The organism is Frateuria terrea (genome assembly GCF_900115705.1).
In the GTDB taxonomy this organism is placed as follows: Bacteria; Pseudomonadota; Gammaproteobacteria; order Xanthomonadales; family Rhodanobacteraceae; genus Frateuria_A; species Frateuria_A terrea.
In genome coordinates this window covers 35,920-53,109 of record NZ_FOXL01000007.1, presented here as the reverse complement: position 1 = coordinate 53,109, position 17,190 = coordinate 35,920, and the positions used below count along the sequence as shown (strand labels likewise).

The window sequence follows — 17,190 nt, the reverse complement described above, 5'->3', positions numbered from 1 at the left end:
GGGTCAGTGGGCCCTGCTGTTGTTGGGCGTGTTCTCGAGCGAGAGCGCGAGGTCGCGCTGCTTTTCCAGGTCGGCGGGAACTTCCGCGAAGGTGTAGTCGAACATCGCGGTGACCGGCTGGGTCTTGGTCTCCAGGTAGGCGTTCACCTCGTTGTCCATCCAGTCGTCGCACTCGGCCTTCCAGGCCTCTTCCTTCTTGTCGTCCCACACCTTCTTGGCCACCAGCCAGTTCTTCAGGCGCTTGACCGGATCCTTCGCCCAGGCGTCCTTGACCTCCTGCTCGCCGCGGTAGCGCCGCGCGTCGTCGGCGGTGGTGTGGTCGCCCAGACGGTAGGTGACCGCCTCGATGACACTGCCGCCCTGGCCGTTGCGGGCGCGCTCGAGCGCGTCCTCCATCGCCTTGCGCACGGCGATGATGTCGTTGCCGTCGACCTGGATGCAGTACAGGCCCGCGGCGATGCCCTTCTGCGCCAGCGTCGGCGCGCCGGACTGGATCTTGCGCGGTACCGAGATCGCCCACTGGTTGTTCACGATCACCGCCACCATCGGCAGGTTCTGCGCGCCGGCGATGTTGATCGCGCCGTAGAAGTCGCCCTTGGACGAGCCGCCGTCGCCGATGGTGCACACCGCCACGCGCTTCTCGCCGCGGATCTTGAACGCCAGCGCCGAGCCGGCTGCGTGCAGGCACTGCGTGGCGATCGGCACCGACCAGGCGAAGTCGTGGCGGGCCGGCTCGTTCTGGTAGTCGTTGCCGCGCTCGTCGCCGCCCCAGTACATGTACACCTCGCGCGGCTGCACGCCGCGGTAGAGCTGCGCGCCGTATTCGCGGTAGCTCGGCGCCAGCACGTCTTCGGGCTTCATGGCGCTGCCGATGCCCACGTGCGCGGCCTCGTGGCCCAGGCAGCTGGCGTAGGTGCCCAGCTTGCCGGTGCGCTGCAGCGCGATCGACTTGGCGTCGAACACGCGGGTGGAGAGCATCAGCTTGTACAGCTCGACCATCTGGTTCAGGTCCTGCGCGAAGGCAGGCAGGTCGTCACGCACCTGCTTGCCCTCGGCGTCGAGGTATTGCAGGTACTCGATTTCAAACTTGGCGGCGATGGACACGACTCGCTCCCATGGAGGTGGAAGGGGGGATCTGCGTAGGGAGGCGGCGGCCCATCCAGTGGGGCCGGGCACGCGCTTTCGTCCCGGAAAGACCGCGTTTGATAGCAGGCGGGCATGTTGCGCTGCAAGGTACGGTGCAACATGCGCGGGCGTGTGGAAAGGATGCGAGCGCCCGTTGACACGGCCATGACGGCAGATGGCTGTCCTGGATCAGGAACCGCTGCGAAGCGCCGCCATTACCATGTCCACATCGATCGAAAGGAAACGGACGCACCCATGGGCGAGAACCAGCGCGAGCTCGAAACCGGCATCGAGACCGACCTGAACGGCAAGATCACCTACGGCGGCTATCTGCAGCTGGGCACCCTGCTATCGGCACAGCGCCCGCTCACCGGCCACCACGACGAAATGCTGTTCATCGTGCAGCACCATGTCTCGGAGTTGTGGATGAAGCTGGTAATCCACGAGCTCAAGTCCGCGATCGAAGACCTGCGCCGGGACGATGTCGATGCCTGCCTCAAGGTGTTGGCCCGCGTGAAGCAGGTGCAGCGCCAGCTGTTCGAGCAATGGGCGGTGCTGGAGACGCTTACGCCGGCGGAGTACCTGGAATTCCGCGACATGCTGGGCTCGTCATCGGGCTTCCAGTCGCTGCAGTACCGGATGATCGAATTCATGCTCGGCAACAAGCACGCCGACATGCTGGCGGTGTTTGCCCACGATCCCGAGGCGCAGGCTCAGTTGCGCGAGGTGCTGGAGGCGCCGAGCCTGTACGACGAGTTCCTGCGCTACCTCGCCCGCCGCGGCCACGCGGTGCCGGCCGAGCTCATCGAGCGCGACTGGACGCAGCCCTACCACCGCAACGCTGCCTTGCTGCCGGTGCTCAAGCGGATCTACGAGGACCGCGGCGGCTTCTGGCCGGAATACCACCTGTGCGAGCAACTGGTGGACGTGGAGGAAAGTTTCCAGCTCTGGCGCTTCCGGCACATGAAGACCGTCGAGCGGATCATCGGCCACCGGCGCGGCACCGGCGGTTCGTCCGGCGTTTCGTTCCTGAAGAAAGCGCTGGAGCTGGAGTTCTTCCCGGAACTGCTGGACGTGCGCACGGTGCTGGGCACCTGACCGGCGCTCCTGCACGGACCACTATTTGACGTGGCGCCCTCGCGCCGGTTACACGTCAGCGATGGCGCGCGGCCAGCGCGCCTTCCATGCCCAAGGGGAATCCATGCACCAGACCGCCGACGTCGCACCGGCCGCACCCGACTACCCGCAGCTGCTCGGCCATCCGCGCCCGTTGTGGATGCTGTTCATGACCGAGTTCTGGGAGCGCTTCGCCTACTACAGCGTGAGCTGGGCGCTGGTGCTCTACATCGTGGCGCAGTTCTTTCACGGCGATCCGTCGGGGCAGGGCTGGGCCGCCGGCATCTACGGTGCCTACACCGCGCTGATCTATGCCGCGTCCATCTTCGGCGGCTACGTGGCCGACCGGGTGATCGGCTACCAGCGCTCGATCCTGCTCGGCGCGGCGGTAATGGCCGCGGGGCTGTTCACGCTGCTGGTGCCGAGCAAACCACTGATGATGCTGGGGCTGGCGCTGGTGATCGCCGGCGACGGCCTGTTCAAGCCGAACATCTCCACCATGGTCGGCCAGCTCTATGGTCGCGACGACCCGCGCCGCGACCGCGGCTTCACCCTCTTCTACATGGGCATCAATGCCGGCGCTTTCGTGGCGCCGCTGCTCACCGGCTGGATGGCGGCCTATTTCACCGACACCCCGATGCAGCAGAACTACCGCATCGTGTTCGGCGCTGCTGGAGTCGGCATGCTGTTGAGCTTCCTGTGGTTCTGGTTCGGCCGCCGGGGCTTGAAAGGCGTGGGCCGTCCACTCGCGGGTATGGAAAACCGCCTGCGCGTGCTGTGGGTACTGGTCGGCACCGCGGTGGCCGTGCCGCTGATCTATGCGCTGCTGGCCTATGTCGGCGCCGATGGCCTGCAATGGCTGCTCGGCATCCTGTTCATCGGCGTGGCGGCCGCTTTGATCATCGAGGCGCTGCGGCACGACCGGGTGCAGCTGCACCGAGTGATCGCCATGCTGATCGTGTTCGTCTTCAGCGTGGTGTTCTGGACCTTCTACTTCCAGTTCGGCACCTCGCTCAACTTCCTGGCCGAGAATTGGGTGGACCGACAGATGTTCGGTGGCTGGGTGTTCCCGGTCGGCTGGTTCCAGTCGGTGACGCCGCTGTCGATCCTGGTGCTGGCGCCGCTGCTGACCCTGGTCTGGGCGGTGCTCGCGCGCCGCAAGGCGGAGCCGTCGATCCCGCGCAAGTTCAGTTTCGGGCTGATCTTCAACGGCCTGGGATTCATCGTGCTGGTGTACGCGCTCAAGGAGCTGCTCGGTCCGACCGGGCTGATCCCGTTCTGGCCGCTGGTGCTGTGCTACGTGATGCAGACCCTCGGCGAGCTGTGCCTCTCGCCGATCGGATTGTCGATGGTGACCAAGCTCGCGCCGCCGCGTTTCGTCGGCCTGGCGATGGGCGGCTGGTTCCTGTCGCTGGCGGGTGGCGGCGATTTCTCCGGCATCGTCGCCAGCCGCATCAGCGGCGAGCACGGCATGACGGTCGCCTCGGCGCTGTCCGGCTTCAGCTTCTGCTTCTGGGTGCTGGTCGGCTCGGGCGTGTTGCTGCTGTTGATCTCGCCGCTGATCAACAAGCTGATGCACGGGGTGAAATAGCGCCGGCAAGGGATCCTTCCCGCGGGGCAGGGAAGGATCGAGCTAATGCTCCGGCGGCATCAGCTTGCCCAGGATGCGTTCGAGCCAGGCCTGTTCCTCGGCATCGAGCTTCGCCAGCAGCTCGCGCTCGCGCTGGCGTGCCATCGGCGCCACCTGGTCGTGGATCGCCCAGCCGGCTTCACTGAGGTTGAGTACCGAGCGGCGCTTGTCGCCGTCGTGGGTGGCGCGGTCCACCCGGCCGGCTTCGACCAGCCGCGCCAGCGCGCGGCTCACCGCCACCTTGTCCATGGCCGTGCGTTCGGCCACTTCGCGCGCGGAAAGCCCGTCGAAACGCGCCAGCACGGCCATCACCCGCCATTCGGTCACGCCCAGGTCGAAGCGGCGCTGGTAGTCGTCGGCGATCGCCTGGCTGACCGTGTTGGAGACGATCGACAGCTGGTAGGGCAGGAAATGCTCCAGCTCCAGCGGCGCATGTTCGGCGGGCGGGCGGGCGGGTTGGCGCTTGGCTGGCACGGGAGCGCGGCTCCTTGCAAATGGTTTCAACTGTAACTATAACGGGGTTCTCGCCGGAACCTTCGTGGCCACCGCGCATCCTGCGGACAGGCCTCGCCGCCAGCTTACGTCTTCCGCCATTCCAGGAGAGCGCCATGAACGCCCAACCGAACCTCGGCATGCAGGTCACCACTTTCGAGAACCCGATGGGCATCGACGGCTTCGAGTTCGTCGAGTTCGCCGCGCCGGCCGGCCGCGGGCAGGAGCTGCACGAGCTGTTCCGCAAGATGGGCTTCGCCGCGGTGCTCAGGCACAAGGCCCGCCCGATCACCGTGTACCGCCAGAACGGCGTGAACTTCCTGGTCAACGAGGACCCGGACTCGTTCGCGGCCGATTTCGCCGCCAGGCACGGCCCCTGCGCCTGCGGCTTCGCGATCCGATTCAAGATGCCCGCGGACGAGGTGTGCCGCAAGGTGTTGGGCAACGGCGGTGAGGCGGTCGATCACAAGGCCGCCAGCAAGGCGGTGAACGCGCCGGTGGTCAAGGGCATCGGCGACTGCATGCTGTACCTGGTGGACCGCTACGGTGCCCGGGGCGACGTCTACGACGGCGACTATGCGCCGGTCGAGGGCGCCGAACCGAACCCCAGGGGATTCGGCCTGACCTTCATCGACCACCTCACCCACAACCTCTACTTCGGCAACATGCAGAAGTGGTCGGACTACTACGAGCGGCTGTTCAACTTCCGCGAGATCCGCTACTTCGACATCAAGGGCGCCAAGACCGGCCTGGTGTCCAAGGCGATGACCGCGCCGGACGGCATCGTGCGCATCCCGCTCAACGAGTCGAACGACCCGAAGAGCCAGATCAACGAATACCTCGATGCCTACCACGGCGAGGGCATCCAGCACATCGCCTGCTTCACCGACGACATCTATGCGACGGTCGAGGCGATGCGTGCGCAGGGCGTGGAGTTCCTGGACACCCCCGACACCTATTTCGACGTGATCGACCTGCGCATCCCCAACCACGGCGAGGACGTACCGCGCCTGCGCGAGAACAAGATCCTGATCGACGCCGACCCGGAGACCAAGCAGCGCAAGCTGCTGCAGATCTTCACGCAGAACAACATCGGTCCGATCTTCTTCGAGATCATCCAGCGCAAGGGCAACGAGGGGTTCGGCGAGGGCAACTTCCAGGCGCTGTTCGAGTCGATCGAGCGGGACCAGATGAAGCGTGGTGTGCTCTAGGCTTTAGAGCCCCTCTCCCCTCGGGAGAGGGGCTGGGGAACGGGCATGCCAGGACGCATCAACCCGCCGCTGCCGACGGACGCGTGCACAGGCCAGGGCGCCGCGCCGTTGCGGCACGGATGCCGAACAAGCCATGTGGTATCGCTTGCGCGCCGGCCGCCTGGATGGGCTGAAGTTTCTCAGGCAGCACCCAGTTTCGCCCTACGTTGCCGATTTCTATTGTCAGGCCTGCAAGCTCGTCGTTGAACTGGACGGCTCGCAGCATGACCATCAGACCGACCGGCAGCGCACGCGGGTCCTCGAGGAGAGAAGCCTCAAGGTCCTGCGCTTCCGGGACAACGAAGTACTGCAACAGATGGACGCGGTGCTCGAGGTGATCCTCCGCACCGCGCCCGACCGGACCCTCACCCCGACCCCTCTACCGGAGGGAGAAGGGCTCAAGAGCAAAGAGCGATGAGCGCCATGCAATCGAGCGGCTACCAATCCGGCTTCGGCAACGAATTCGCCACCGAGGCGCTTCCCGGCACCCTTCCCGAGGGCCAGAACTCGCCCCAGCGTGTGGCCCACGGCCTCTACGCCGAGCAGCTCTCCGGCACCGCCTTCACCGCGCCGCGGCACGCCAACCGCCGCAGCTGGCTCTATCGCATCCGCCCGGCGGCTGTGCACGAGCCGTTCGAGCCGCTGGCGCACGAGCGCTTCCACAACCGCTTCGACGAGGCGCCCGCCACGCCCAACCAGCTGCGTTGGGATCCACTGCCGATGCCAGCGCAGTCGGCCGACTTCATCGACGGCCTGGTCACCCTCGCCGGCAACGGCGGTCCGGCCGAGCAGGCCGGCATCGGCATCCATCTGTATGCGGCCAACCGCCCGATGCAGGGGCGGTTCTTCTACGACGCCGACGGCGAGTTGCTGATCGTGCCGCAGCAAGGCCGCCTGCGCATCGCCACGGAGCTGGGCGTGCTCGACGTCGAGCCGCAGGAGATCGCGGTGATCCCGCGCGGCGTGCGCTTCCGCGTGGACCTGCCTGACGGCGAGGCGCGCGGCTACGTCTGCGAGAACTTCGGCGCGCTGCTGCGCCTGCCGGAACTGGGCCCGATCGGCTCCAACTGCCTGGCCAACCCGCGCGATTTCCTCACCCCCTGCGCGGCCTACGAGGACGTCGAGGGCGACTTCCGCCTGGTCGCCAAGTTCCAGGGCGCGCTGTGGCAGGCGAAGATCGGCCACTCCCCGCTGGACGTGGTCGGCTGGCACGGCAACTACGTCCCGTACAAGTACGACCTGCGCCGCTTCAACACGATCGGCTCGATCAGCTACGACCACCCCGATCCGTCGATCTTCACCGTGCTCACCTCGCCCAGCGACACGCCCGGTACCGCCAACGTGGACCTGGCGATCTTCCCGCCGCGCTGGCTGGTGGCGCAGCACACCTTCCGCCCGCCGTGGTTCCACCGCAACGTGGCCAGCGAATTCATGGGCCTGGTCACCGGCGTGTACGACGCCAAGGCCGAGGGCTTCGCGCCGGGCGGCGCCAGCCTGCACAATTGCATGAGCGGCCACGGGCCGGATGCGGCCACGTTCGAAAAGGCATCCAACGCGGACCTGTCCAAGCCCGACGTCATCGGCGGCACCATGGCCTTCATGTTCGAGACGCGCAGGGTGATCCGCCCCACGCGCCAGGCGCTGGAATCGCCGCAACTGCAGAAAAAATACTACGCCTGCTGGCAGGGCATCGCGCGGCACTTCGATCCGGAGCGCAAGTGATGCGCCAGCTGGCGGCTCTCGGCTGCATGCTGCTGCTCGCGGCCTGCGGCAGCAGCGAACCGCCAGGCGCGCCGGCATCCCCCGCTAGGGTGGCAAGCGAAGTCGCCGCGGCGACCAGCGTCGCATCGCCCCACGCGCAGGCACCCGCGGCGCTGGCGAGATACGACGGCTACGGCGACCTGCGTTTCGGCATGGACGAGCCGTCCTTCGCCAAGGCCTGGCAGGGTGAGCTCCGGCGCCTGGGCCCGCCGGGCGCAACCTGCTTCTACCTGACGCCCAAATGGGTGAAGACACCTGCGGACTTCGCCTTCATGTTCGAAGGTGGCCGCTTCGTGCGCTACGACGTCGGCACGGCGAAGGAAACCGCGCCTGGCGGCGGCAAGGTCGGCATGGACGCGGCGCGGGTCCGCGCGCTCTACGGTGCCCGGGTAAGCGAGCTGCCGCACAAGTACGTGCCCGGTGCCAGGGTATTGCGCGTGGCCGTGCCGCAGGCCACGGGCGTGCTGGTATTCGAAACCGATGCACAGGGCAGGGTGACGCGCTGGCGCGTCGGCGTGCCGCCGCAGATCGATTACGTGGAAGGCTGTGGCTGAGTTGATGCCGCCCCTTGGCGGCCACCAGCAGACCGCCCTCGATGGCGGACACCCCGGAAGAACTTGATAACGAACTACTCCATTCCGAACGGAGCATGCAATGAAACTGGCAAGTCTCAAGGAAGGCGGCCGCGACGGCACGCTGATCGTGGTCAGCCGCGACCTCACGCAGGCGGTGACCGCAGTCCATATCGCGCGCACGCTGCAGGCGGCGCTGGACGACTGGTCGAACACGGCGCCACGCCTGAACGCCCTGTCGGAGTCGTTGAACGCCGGCCAGGTCGTCGGCGCCTTCGCCCTCGACATGGCCGACCTGGCCGCACCGTTGCCGCGCGCCTACGAGTTCGTCGACGGCTCGGCCTACCTGCCGCACGTCGAGCGCGTGCGCCGGGCCCGCGGCGCCGAGGTGCCGGCGAGCTTCTACACCGACCCGCTGATGTACCAGGCCACCAGCGCGGGTTTCCTCGGGCCGCGTGATCCGGTGGTGGTGCCCAGTGAGGAATTCGGCATCGACCTGGAAGCCGAGGTGATCGTGGTCACCGACGACGTGCCGATGGGCGTCACGCCCGCGCAGGCGTCCGAGCACATCCAGCTCATCGGCCTGGTCAACGACGTTTCGTTGCGCGGGTTGATCCCGGGCGAGCTGGCCAAAGGCTTCGGATTCCTGCAGAGCAAGCCGCGCTCGGCGCTGTCGCCGGTGCTGGTCACGCCCGACGAACTGGGCGAGGCGTGGCACGACGACAAGCTGCACCTGCCGATGCGCACCTGGCTCAACGGTGAGTGGTTCGGCGAGGCCGACTGCGGCGTGGACATGCAGTTCAGCTTCGCCCAGCTGGTGGCGCACGTGGCCAGGACGCGTCCGCTCACCGCCGGCACCATCGTCGGCTCGGGCACGATCGCCAACCAGGACACCGGCAAGGGCGCTTCCTGCCTGGCCGAGCAGCGCACGGTGGAGACCCTGCGCGACGGCAAGCCGAGCACGCCGTTCATGAAATTCGGCGATCGCCTGCGCATCGAAATCACCGATGCGGGCGGTGCGTCGATCTTCGGCGCCATCGAGCAAACCGTCACGCCACCGAAGGCATGATCGGCCCTACCCGGGCGCACTGGCGCCTGGGTGGTTCCGGCCCGCCGGCCGGCCGTCGGTCACAGAAGGAGTCTGTCGATATGCCGCATCCGTTGCCATTGCTCGCCGCTGCCGCCGCCGCGCCCCTGCTCGGCCTGGCCGTGCACGTCGCCTCGATGCACCCGGGCACCGACCCGGTGGCCCACGCCGCATCCGCCTTGCCGCACAACCTGTGTGCCTCCTGCCACAGCAGCGCAAGTCCGGCCTCGCTCGCCAGCGCCGGCGCACTGGATGCACGCGACGTGCTGGCCGAACGCAGCTACCTGCCGGACGTGCCGCAGGGTTGATGCCCGCGCATCGCGGGGCAAGGCGACGCCCCCGCGACGTTCTGTCCACCCGGCGCCGCGCGCCTCTTGATCCGGATCAAGGGCGCGCGGCGCCAGCCCGCCACACTGGCGCCATGAGCCACGCCATCGTCGCCCCTGCCTTCGATCCGGTGCTGATCGAACGCTACGACACCGCCGGTCCCCGCTACACCAGTTATCCGACCGCCCCGCAATTCCACGCCGCCTTCGGCGAGACAGCCCTTCGCGAGGCGATCCGCGCCTCCAACGAGGAGCCGATCCCGCGCCCGCTGTCGCTGTATGTGCACGTGCCCTTCTGCATGAGCCCGTGCTTCTACTGCGGCTGCAACCGCGTGATCACGCGCGATACGGCTAAGGCCGACCGCTACCTCGAACGGCTGTACCGCGAGATCGAGCTGACCGCGGCGTTGTTCGATCGCGACCGCCCCGTGCGCCAGCTGCATTTCGGCGGCGGCACGCCCAACTTCCTCGACCTGCCGCGCATGCGCGAGCTGATGGAATCGCTGGCGCGCCACTTCGGCTTCAGCCGCGACGCCGCGCGCGAGTTCGGCATCGAGATCGATCCACGCTTCGCCGACGGCGCGTACGTGCGTGCCCTCGGGAACCTGGGCTTCAACCGCCTCTCGGTCGGCATCCAGGATTTCGACCCGGCGGTGCAGCAGGCGGTCAACCGCATCCAGAGCGTGGCGCAGACGCGCGAGGTGATCGAAGCCGCCCGCACCGCCGGCTTCGCCTCGGCCAGCGTCGACCTGATCTACGGCCTGCCGAAGCAGACGCTGGCTGGCTTCGACTGCACGCTCGGCGAGGTGATCGCGCTGGCGCCCGACCGCGTGGCGGTCTACGGCTATGCGCACCTGCCGGACCTGTTCAAGGCGCAGCAGCACATCGAGGTGGCGGACCTGCCCGATCCGGCCACGCGCCTGGCCCTGTTCGGCCGCGCGCTGGAACGGCTCGGCGCCGCCGGCTACGTCTACATCGGCATGGACCACTTCGCCCGCGTGGACGACGAACTGGCCCGCGCCCAGCGCGAAGGTACGCTGCAGCGCAACTTCCAGGGCTACTCCACGCATGGCGAGTGCGACATCGTGGGCCTGGGCGTGAGCGCCATCGGCCGCATCGGCGACACCTACAGCCAGAACGCGCGCGACCTCACCGGCTACTACGCCGCGCTGGACGCTGGCCGGCTGCCGGTCGCGCGCGGCCTGCAGCTGGACGAGGACGACCTGATCCGCCGCGCGCTGATCGGCGAGCTGATGTGCCATGGCGAGGTGGACACGCGCCTGTTCGGCGCCCGCCACCGGTTGCTGTTCGACGAATACTTCGCCGCCGAGCTCGGGCGCCTGCGCGTGCTGGTCGACGATGGCCTGGTGACGCGGGAAGGGCGCATGATCCGGGTCACCCCGCGCGGGCGGCTGTTGCTCCGTAGCATCGCCATGTGCTTCGATGCCTATCTGTACGCGAGCGAGGCGCCGAAGCGTTTCTCGCGCACGATCTGATCGGCCACAAGGTCTTGCTGATGCGCTCCGAAAACCAGGCCGGCCGCCTGCCCGCGCCGCCCAGCCCGATCGCCGACGATGGCGACGAAGCTCATTTCTGCCGTACCTGCGCCTTCGCCGGCGCATGCCAGGCGGTGGGCTACGGCAAGCCGGAGCTGCGCGAGCTGCATTGCCTGGTCGAGCACGTCGGCCCCTTCCGCTCGGGCGAGCACGTGTTCCGCACCGGCAACCCGTTCCGGGCCATCTTCGCGGTGCGCTCGGGCACCGTGAAGACCAGCATGGTCGACAAGGAGGGCCGCGAGCAGGTGCTGGGTTTCTACCTGCCCGGCGAGGTGATCGGCCTGAACGCGATCTACCCGGAGCAGTTTCCGTGCGACGCGATTGCGCTGGAAACCTCGCATTTCTGCCGCTTTTCCTTCCCGGCGATGAGCGCGCTGGCCGCGCGCATGCCGGCGGTGCAGAGCCACCTGTTCCGCCTGCTCAGCAAAGAGCTGGGTTCGGCCAGCCTGCTGGCCGGCGACCACAGCGCGGACGAGCGCATGGCCGCGTTCCTCACCGACCTGGGCCAGCGTTACGCAACACGCGGCTTTTCCGGTACCGAGTTCCAGCTCAGCATGTCGCGCGGCGACATCGCCAACTATTTGCGGCTGGCCGCCGAAACGGTGAGCCGCGTGCTCAGCCGCTTCCGCAACCAGGGCCTGATCCAGGTGGAAGGACGCCAGTTGCTGATACGCGACCCGGCCGGCTTGCGCCACATCGGCCGCAGCCTTCTCCCGGACTGACCCGCACCTCCGGCTGCCTCCGGGGGGACGACTGCCCTCGCTGAAGAGCGAGCCTCGATCGTGGGGCGCCCCCAAGGCGCAGCGCGTGTCCGGCACACAACGCTGGCACCACCTGATCCAAGTCACGGCCCGATGCGTCCCTCGCTCCGATAATGAGCGCCGTCTATCGAGATCCGACATGCGCCAGCCCGATTCCTCCGTCCCTCCCTTGGCCGTGCTGCTCGCCGCCGCGCCGCATCGTCCGCTGTTCCTCGCCGGAGCGCTCGCGGTGCTGACCAGCATGGCCTGGTGGGCGCTGGAACTGGCCTCGCTGCGTTTCGGCTGGCACGGCTGGCCGCAGCCGCCAGTGCCGCCGGGCTGGGCGCACGCCATGCTGACCCAATACGGCATGCTGCCGATGTTCATGTTCGGCTTCCTGCTGACCACCTTCCCGCGCTGGCTCAACCGGCCGCCCATACGTCCGTCGCGTTACCTGGCGGTGGCCGGCGCGGTGTTCGCCGGCTACCTGCTTTCGCACGTCGGGCTGCTGGGCCTGCCATGGGTGCTGCGCTTGGGTTTCCTGCTGATGCTCGCGGGCTACCTGGTCGGCATCGCCACGCTGGCCGGCGTATTGCGCGCCGCGGAACAGCGCAGCCAGCACGCATGGTCGTGCCTGGCTGGCTTGTGCCTCGGCGCGATCGGCCTGGCGGCGTTTGTCGCCTTCCTGTTCGGTGCGCCTGCGCCATGGGCGCGCCTGGCCATCAAGCTGGGCACGTTCGGCTTGCTGGTGCCGGTGTATTTTTCGGTGGCACACCGGATGGTCGCCTTCTTCAGCGGCAACGCGGTGAGGGACTACGTGGTGCGCCGCCCGCCCTGGAGCCTGCCGCTGCTGTGGCCTCTGCTGCTGGCGCACCTGGCGCTTGACCTGGCCCATGTTCCGGCCTGGCTGTGGCTGGCCGATGCGCCGCTGGCCGCGCTCTTTGGCTGGCATGCGCTTGCCTGGCAGCCATGGAAGGCGGTGCGACCGGGGCTGCTGGCGGTGCTGCACCTGGCCTTCGCCTGGCTGCCGATCGCGTTCGTCCTGTACGCGGTGCAGAGTCTGTACCTGTTCGCCGGGCATGGCCCCGTGCTGGGGCTGGCGCCGCTGCACGTGCTGACCATCGGCTATTTCGGCTCGATGCTGGTGGCGATGGTCACCCGCGTGACGCAGGGCCATTCCGGCCGGCCATTGCAGATGGGCGCGGTGCCGTGGGCCTGTTTCGCGCTGCTGCAGGGCGTGGTGCTGCTGCGCGCGTGGGCGGAACTGGCGCGCGACAGCTACCTGTGGCTGGTAGTCGCCGCCTGCGGCTGGCTGGTGGCCTTCCTGCCGTGGGTGCTGCGTTCGGCGCGGATCTACCTGACCCCGCGCCTGGACGGCAGACCGGGATGAATTGCAGCTTGCACCGGCGCGCCGCTGTGGCAGGGTGACGCAGCGGGCGCATTCCGGTGGCAGGGGTGACGCAGGTCAAGTGCGCCGGGGACCCGCAACCTAGCCTGTCGTCGGGGAACCACAGGAGATACCCATGTCACGAATGGTGTCCACCGTACTTGCGGCCGCCAGCATGCTTGCGCTGGCTGCCTGCTCGGGCAAGCCGGCTGCCGACGCGGCCTTGTCGGCTACCGCCGCGCCCGCACCGTTGCCCGCCACCGTCGATTTCGGCCCGCCGCAGGGCGCGCCGGTCCACGCGGTGCTCACCAGCCCGCCGAACGTGCCGCCGCCGATCCACCGCAACTACCCGGCCAAGGTGATCGTCGAGCTGGAAGTGATCGAGAAGGAAATGCCCATTTCCGAGGGCGTCACCTACACCTACTGGACCTTCGGCGGCACTGTGCCGGGCAGCTTCATCCGCGTGCGCCAGGGCGACACGGTGGAGTTCCACCTGAAGAACAATCCCGGCAACAAGATGCCGCACAACATCGACCTGCACGGCGTCACCGGTCCCGGTGGCGGCGCGGCGTCGAGTTTCACCGCCCCGGGGCACGAGTCGCAGTTCACCTTCAAGGCGCTCAACCAGGGCGTGTACGTGTACCACTGCGCCACCGCGCCGGTGGGCATGCACATCGCCAACGGCATGTACGGCCTGATCCTGGTCGAGCCGCCGGAGGGCATGCCCAAGGTCGACCACGAGTACTACGTGATGCAGGGCGACTTCTACACCACGGGCAAGTACCGCGAAAAAGGCCACCAGCCGTTCGACATGGACAAGGCGATCGACGAGAAGCCGACCTACGTGCTGTTCAACGGCCACGAAGGCGCGCTCACCGGCGACAAGGCGCTGACCGCGAGGGTCGGCGAGACGGTGCGCCTGTTTGTCGGCAACGGCGGACCGAACCTGGTCTCCAGCTTTCACGTGATCGGCGAGATCTTCGATACCGTGCGCCAGGAAGGCGGCACCGTCGAGCAGCACAACGTGCAGACCACGCTGATCCCTTCCGGCGGTGCGGCGATGGTCGAGTTCCGCACGCAGGTGCCGGGCAGCTACGTGCTGGTCGACCACTCGATCTTCCGTGCCTTCAACAAGGGTGCGATGGCGATACTCAAGGTCTCCGGCCCGGAGGACAAGTCGATCTACTCGGGCAAGGAGGTCGATTCGGTCTACCTGGGCGATCGCGCGGGGCCAAACCTGCACGCGGTGAGCACCGCGGCCAAGGCCAACGCGGCCGGCACGCTCAGCAAGGACGACCAGGTCGCCGCCGGCAGGCAGCTGTTCACCGGCACCTGCTCGGTCTGCCACCAGGCCAACGGCGAAGGCCTGCCCGGCGTATTCCCGCCACTGGCCAAGTCCAGCCTGATCGCGCAGCTGATCAAGGAGGACAGGAACCGGCTCATCGGCATCCCGGTGCACGGCCTGACCGGCAAGGTCACCGTCAACGGCACGGAGTACGACTCCGTGATGCCGCCGATGACCCAGCTCACCGACGATGAGGTGGCCAACCTACTCACTTACGTGCTCAACAGCTGGGGCAACCCGGGCGGCCAGGTGACCAAGGACGAAGTGGCCAAGGTCCGCGCGCAGCCGGCACCGGCGGCTGCCACGGAGCACTGAGCGATGCGCCGGCGACCGGTCCTGCTGCTGCTCGGTCTGCTGCTGGCCGGTCCGGCCCTGGCGGCGGACCGCGCGCCATCGGGTTACCGGCCGCTGCCCGGCGGCCGCTTCGCCAGCGTGGTCCCGGCCGACGACAAGGCGGCGCCGGCCGTGCTCAGGCCCTTCCGCCTGCGTGCCGAGCCGGTGACCAACGCCGAGTTCCTGGCTTTCGTGCGGCGCCACCCCGAGTGGCGGCGCGACCGCGCGCCCTCGGTATTCGCCGACGCCCGCTACCTGTCGCAGTGGGCCGCGCCAGACCGGCTCGGACCCACCGCCCGGCCACGCCAGCCGGTGACGCAGGTGAGCTGGTTCGCCGCGCAGGCCTACTGCGAAAGCGAGCACGCGCGCCTGCCGACCTGGTACGAGTGGGAATACGCCGCGGCCGCCGATGGCACCCGCGCCGATGCGCGTGGCGACCCGGCCTGGCGCGAACGCGTGCTGTCCTGGTATTCGCGTCCCTCCAGCGACGCGCTGCCGCCGGTCGGCGGTGCGCCGGACGTCCACGGCGTGCGCGATCTCAACGGCCTGGTGTGGGAGTGGGTGGAGGACTTCAACGCGATGATGACCAGCGCCGACAGCCGCGAGCAGGACGGTGCCGACAAGCTCAGGTTCTGCGGCGCCGGCGCCATCACCATGGAGCAGAAGGAGAACTACGCCACGCTGATGCGCATTGCCATGCTGTCCTCGCTCAAGGCTACCGATACCACCGCCAACCTGGGCTTCCGCTGCGCCCGGCCCGACTGAGGAAACGCCATGAAACGCCTGCTGCTGCTCCTCGCGCTGCTGCTCGCCGGCACCGCCCACGCCACCTCGCCGCTGCCTGGCGATTCGGTCTACCAGCTCGCGGTGCCGCTCACCGACCAGGACGGGCACACCGCAGCGTTCGCCGCCCGGCGCGGCACGCCGCAGATCGTGAGCATGTTCTATACCTCGTGCACGATGGTCTGCCCGATGATCATCGACACCATGAAGGCCACACGCCGCGCCGCCGGCGAGCCGGCCCGGCTGCACCTGCTGGCGGTGAGTTTCGATCCCGCGCGCGACAGCGTCGACGCGTTGCGGCGCTACGCCGCCGCGCACAAGCTCGACCAGCGCTGGTGGACGCTGGCGCGCACCGCACCGCAGGACACCCGCTCGCTTGCCGCACTACTCGGCGTGCAGTACCGGCCACTGCGCGACGGCGAGTTCAACCATTCCAGCGCACTGCTGCTGCTCGATGGGGAGGGCCGCATCGTTGCGCGCACCGACGTCATCGGCCGCACGGATCCCGCATTCGTCGCCGCCGTGCGCAAGGCCGCCGGATCGAAGTAGTGCGGCTGCCGCACCGCTGCGGTCGTGCGTGACGGCCCGAAACGCCCTGCGCGGGACGGCATTGATGCAGGGCATGGCCGCAGGAGCCGATGCGGCGCAAGCTGCCGCTTCCTCCGAACGAGGCATCGGCGTGACCGCCTGGTATCCTTGGATCCTGCTGCTGCACCTGTCCTGCGCCATCGTCTTCGTCGGCGCGGCTGCCTTCGAGGTGCTGGTGCTCGAAGGCCTGCACCATCGCTTCGACGCGCCGACGATGACCGCCATCGAGCAGGTGGTGATGGCACGCGTGCGGCGCTTCATGCCATTCGTGGTGGCGCTGCTGTTCGCCAGCGGCGGCCTGCTGTTCGACCTGCACTGCGGCGGCATCGCCTGCGTGGGAACGCGCTTCGGGTGGTTCCTGCTGCTCAAGGTGACGCTGGCCTTCGCCGTGCTGGGTGTTTTCGTCAATGCAGTCTGGGCCGGTGCGCGCGGGCGCATGAGCGTGTGCCGCTTCCGCCACACGCACCGGGTGGTGCTCGCGTTGATGATCGGCATCGTGTTCCTGGCCAAGACCATGTTCTACTTGTAGGTCTCACCACCAGGAGAAGCGTCATGTCGCAAGTGAAGTTCAAGGGCGAGCCGGTCGAGGTCACGGGCGCGTTTCCGGCCAGGGGCGCCGCGGCGCCGGCCTTCACGCTGGTCGGCAAGAGCCTGGCCGACGTGGCACTGGCCAGCTATGCCGGGCAGCGCAAGGTGCTCAACATCTTCCCCAGCATCGATACCGGCGTGTGCGCGACCTCGGTGCGCCGCTTCAACGAGCTGGCGGCGAAGCTTTCCAACACCGTGGTGCTGTGCATCTCGGCCGACCTGCCATTCGCACAGGCGCGCTTCTGTGGCGCCGAGGGGCTGGAGCGGGTGGTGACACTCTCGACCATGCGCGGGCGCGAATTCCTCGCCGACTACGGCGTGGCGCTGGCCACCGGGCCGCTGGCAGGCCTGGCGGCGCGGGCGGTGGTGGTGCTGGATGCGGACAACCGCGTGCTGCACGCGCAGCTGGTGGACGAGCTGACCCACGAGCCGGACTACGACGCGGCGCTGGCCGCGCTGGGCTGATGCGCGGGTTCCCGTAGAGCGCGCTGGTGCGCGGCCGTGGGGTTAC

18 protein-coding genes are annotated in these 17,190 nt (G+C 68.2%); 16 read left to right on the top strand and 2 right to left on the bottom strand.

Going from position 1 to position 17,190, the window contains the following annotated elements; all coding sequences use genetic code 11:
* Positions 1 to 3: 3 nt before the first annotated feature.
* Positions 4 to 1,104, bottom strand: a complete 1,101-nt coding sequence (gene pdhA / locus BMZ38_RS13275) for a pyruvate dehydrogenase (acetyl-transferring) E1 component subunit alpha (protein ID WP_091338532.1) — start codon at positions 1,102 to 1,104, stop codon at positions 4 to 6.
* 276 nt (positions 1,105 to 1,380) lie between these two features.
* Here pdhA and BMZ38_RS13270 point away from each other — a divergent pair, with 276 nt between their 5' ends.
* Both BMZ38_RS13270 and BMZ38_RS13265 read left to right on the top strand, forming a co-directional pair.
* On the top strand, positions 1,381 to 2,223 hold the full coding sequence (locus BMZ38_RS13270) for a tryptophan 2,3-dioxygenase (RefSeq protein ID WP_091338530.1): 843 nt from the start codon (positions 1,381 to 1,383) through the stop codon (positions 2,221 to 2,223).
* Between the two features lie 103 nt (positions 2,224 to 2,326).
* On the top strand, positions 2,327 to 3,832 hold the full coding sequence (locus BMZ38_RS13265) for a peptide MFS transporter (RefSeq protein WP_091338955.1): 1,506 nt from the start codon (positions 2,327 to 2,329) through the stop codon (positions 3,830 to 3,832).
* Positions 3,833 to 3,874: 42 nt separating this feature from the next.
* On the opposite strand, the gene BMZ38_RS13260 is transcribed toward BMZ38_RS13265, so the two are convergent.
* A complete protein-coding gene (locus BMZ38_RS13260; RefSeq protein ID WP_091338528.1) occupies positions 3,875 to 4,345 on the bottom strand; it encodes a MarR family winged helix-turn-helix transcriptional regulator in 471 nt (156 codons plus the stop codon).
* Positions 4,346 to 4,479: 134 nt separating this feature from the next.
* Between BMZ38_RS13260 and hppD the strand changes: the two genes are divergently transcribed.
* The 14 genes from hppD (at position 4,480) to tpx (ending at position 17,144) form a co-directional block, all read left to right on the top strand.
* Positions 4,480 to 5,574, top strand: a complete 1,095-nt coding sequence (gene hppD / locus BMZ38_RS13255) for a 4-hydroxyphenylpyruvate dioxygenase (protein WP_091338525.1) — start codon at positions 4,480 to 4,482, stop codon at positions 5,572 to 5,574.
* A 133-nt stretch (positions 5,575 to 5,707) separates the two neighbouring features.
* Entirely contained in the window at positions 5,708 to 6,031 is a 324-nt protein-coding gene (locus BMZ38_RS13250; RefSeq protein WP_245747247.1) for an endonuclease domain-containing protein, read from the top strand.
* A 5-nt stretch (positions 6,032 to 6,036) separates the two neighbouring features.
* Positions 6,037 to 7,335: a homogentisate 1,2-dioxygenase gene (gene hmgA, locus BMZ38_RS13245; RefSeq protein ID WP_425431877.1), complete on the top strand. Its 1,299-nt coding sequence runs from the start codon at positions 6,037 to 6,039 to the stop codon at positions 7,333 to 7,335.
* A complete protein-coding gene (locus BMZ38_RS13240) occupies positions 7,335 to 7,928 on the top strand; it encodes a lectin (protein ID WP_091338519.1) in 594 nt (197 codons plus the stop codon). Before hmgA ends, BMZ38_RS13240 begins: the two co-directional genes overlap by 1 nt.
* Before the next feature lie 100 nt (positions 7,929 to 8,028).
* Positions 8,029 to 9,015, top strand: coding sequence for a fumarylacetoacetate hydrolase family protein (locus BMZ38_RS13235; protein WP_091338517.1), 987 nt, complete (start codon positions 8,029 to 8,031; stop codon positions 9,013 to 9,015).
* 80 nt (positions 9,016 to 9,095) lie between these two features.
* A complete protein-coding gene (locus BMZ38_RS13230) occupies positions 9,096 to 9,341 on the top strand; it encodes a hypothetical protein (RefSeq protein WP_091338515.1) in 246 nt (81 codons plus the stop codon).
* 113 nt (positions 9,342 to 9,454) lie between these two features.
* Entirely contained in the window at positions 9,455 to 10,855 is a 1,401-nt protein-coding gene (gene hemN / locus BMZ38_RS13225; RefSeq protein ID WP_091338513.1) for an oxygen-independent coproporphyrinogen III oxidase, read from the top strand.
* 20 nt (positions 10,856 to 10,875) lie between these two features.
* Positions 10,876 to 11,637, top strand: a complete 762-nt coding sequence (locus BMZ38_RS13220; protein ID WP_091338511.1) for a helix-turn-helix domain-containing protein — start codon at positions 10,876 to 10,878, stop codon at positions 11,635 to 11,637.
* Positions 11,638 to 11,815: 178 nt separating this feature from the next.
* The gene (locus BMZ38_RS13215; RefSeq protein ID WP_091338509.1) at positions 11,816 to 13,045 is read left to right on the top strand and encodes an NnrS family protein; all 1,230 of its coding nucleotides are present in this window, start codon (positions 11,816 to 11,818) and stop codon (positions 13,043 to 13,045) included.
* A 133-nt stretch (positions 13,046 to 13,178) separates the two neighbouring features.
* The gene (gene nirK / locus BMZ38_RS13210; RefSeq protein WP_091338507.1) at positions 13,179 to 14,702 is read left to right on the top strand and encodes a copper-containing nitrite reductase; all 1,524 of its coding nucleotides are present in this window, start codon (positions 13,179 to 13,181) and stop codon (positions 14,700 to 14,702) included.
* Between the two features lie 3 nt (positions 14,703 to 14,705).
* Positions 14,706 to 15,485 carry a formylglycine-generating enzyme family protein gene (locus tag BMZ38_RS13205; protein ID WP_091338505.1) on the top strand — a complete coding sequence of 260 codons (780 nt, stop codon included), beginning with the start codon at positions 14,706 to 14,708 and terminating at the stop codon, positions 15,483 to 15,485.
* A 9-nt stretch (positions 15,486 to 15,494) separates the two neighbouring features.
* On the top strand, positions 15,495 to 16,052 hold the full coding sequence (locus BMZ38_RS13200) for an SCO family protein (RefSeq protein ID WP_091338503.1): 558 nt from the start codon (positions 15,495 to 15,497) through the stop codon (positions 16,050 to 16,052).
* Positions 16,053 to 16,125: 73 nt separating this feature from the next.
* Positions 16,126 to 16,620, top strand: a complete 495-nt coding sequence (locus BMZ38_RS13195) for a CopD family copper resistance protein (RefSeq protein WP_245747248.1) — start codon at positions 16,126 to 16,128, stop codon at positions 16,618 to 16,620.
* 23 nt (positions 16,621 to 16,643) lie between these two features.
* Positions 16,644 to 17,144, top strand: a complete 501-nt coding sequence (gene tpx, locus BMZ38_RS13190) for a thiol peroxidase (protein ID WP_091338502.1) — start codon at positions 16,644 to 16,646, stop codon at positions 17,142 to 17,144.
* The last annotated feature ends 46 nt before the right edge of the window (positions 17,145 to 17,190 follow it).

Excerpts from the sequence above, each read along its gene's own strand:
- BMZ38_RS13270 (WP_091338530.1), top strand. The coding sequence starts at position 1,381 with ATGGGCGAGAACCAGCGCGAGCTCGAAACCGGCATCGAGACCGACCTG.
- BMZ38_RS13265 (WP_091338955.1), top strand. The coding sequence starts at position 2,327 with ATGCACCAGACCGCCGACGTCGCACCGGCCGCACCCGACTACCCGCAG.
- hppD (WP_091338525.1), top strand. The coding sequence starts at position 4,480 with ATGAACGCCCAACCGAACCTCGGCATGCAGGTCACCACTTTCGAGAAC.
- BMZ38_RS13250 (WP_245747247.1), top strand. The coding sequence starts at position 5,708 with ATGTGGTATCGCTTGCGCGCCGGCCGCCTGGATGGGCTGAAGTTTCTC.
- hmgA (WP_425431877.1), top strand. The coding sequence starts at position 6,037 with ATGCAATCGAGCGGCTACCAATCCGGCTTCGGCAACGAATTCGCCACC.
- BMZ38_RS13240 (WP_091338519.1), top strand. The coding sequence starts at position 7,335 with ATGCGCCAGCTGGCGGCTCTCGGCTGCATGCTGCTGCTCGCGGCCTGC.
- BMZ38_RS13235 (WP_091338517.1), top strand. The coding sequence starts at position 8,029 with ATGAAACTGGCAAGTCTCAAGGAAGGCGGCCGCGACGGCACGCTGATC.
- BMZ38_RS13230 (WP_091338515.1), top strand. The coding sequence starts at position 9,096 with ATGCCGCATCCGTTGCCATTGCTCGCCGCTGCCGCCGCCGCGCCCCTG.
- hemN (WP_091338513.1), top strand. The coding sequence starts at position 9,455 with ATGAGCCACGCCATCGTCGCCCCTGCCTTCGATCCGGTGCTGATCGAA.
- BMZ38_RS13220 (WP_091338511.1), top strand. The coding sequence starts at position 10,876 with ATGCGCTCCGAAAACCAGGCCGGCCGCCTGCCCGCGCCGCCCAGCCCG.
- BMZ38_RS13215 (WP_091338509.1), top strand. The coding sequence starts at position 11,816 with ATGCGCCAGCCCGATTCCTCCGTCCCTCCCTTGGCCGTGCTGCTCGCC.
- nirK (WP_091338507.1), top strand. The coding sequence starts at position 13,179 with ATGTCACGAATGGTGTCCACCGTACTTGCGGCCGCCAGCATGCTTGCG.
- BMZ38_RS13205 (WP_091338505.1), top strand. The coding sequence starts at position 14,706 with ATGCGCCGGCGACCGGTCCTGCTGCTGCTCGGTCTGCTGCTGGCCGGT.
- BMZ38_RS13200 (WP_091338503.1), top strand. The coding sequence starts at position 15,495 with ATGAAACGCCTGCTGCTGCTCCTCGCGCTGCTGCTCGCCGGCACCGCC.
- BMZ38_RS13195 (WP_245747248.1), top strand. The coding sequence starts at position 16,126 with ATGGCCGCAGGAGCCGATGCGGCGCAAGCTGCCGCTTCCTCCGAACGA.
- tpx (WP_091338502.1), top strand. The coding sequence starts at position 16,644 with ATGTCGCAAGTGAAGTTCAAGGGCGAGCCGGTCGAGGTCACGGGCGCG.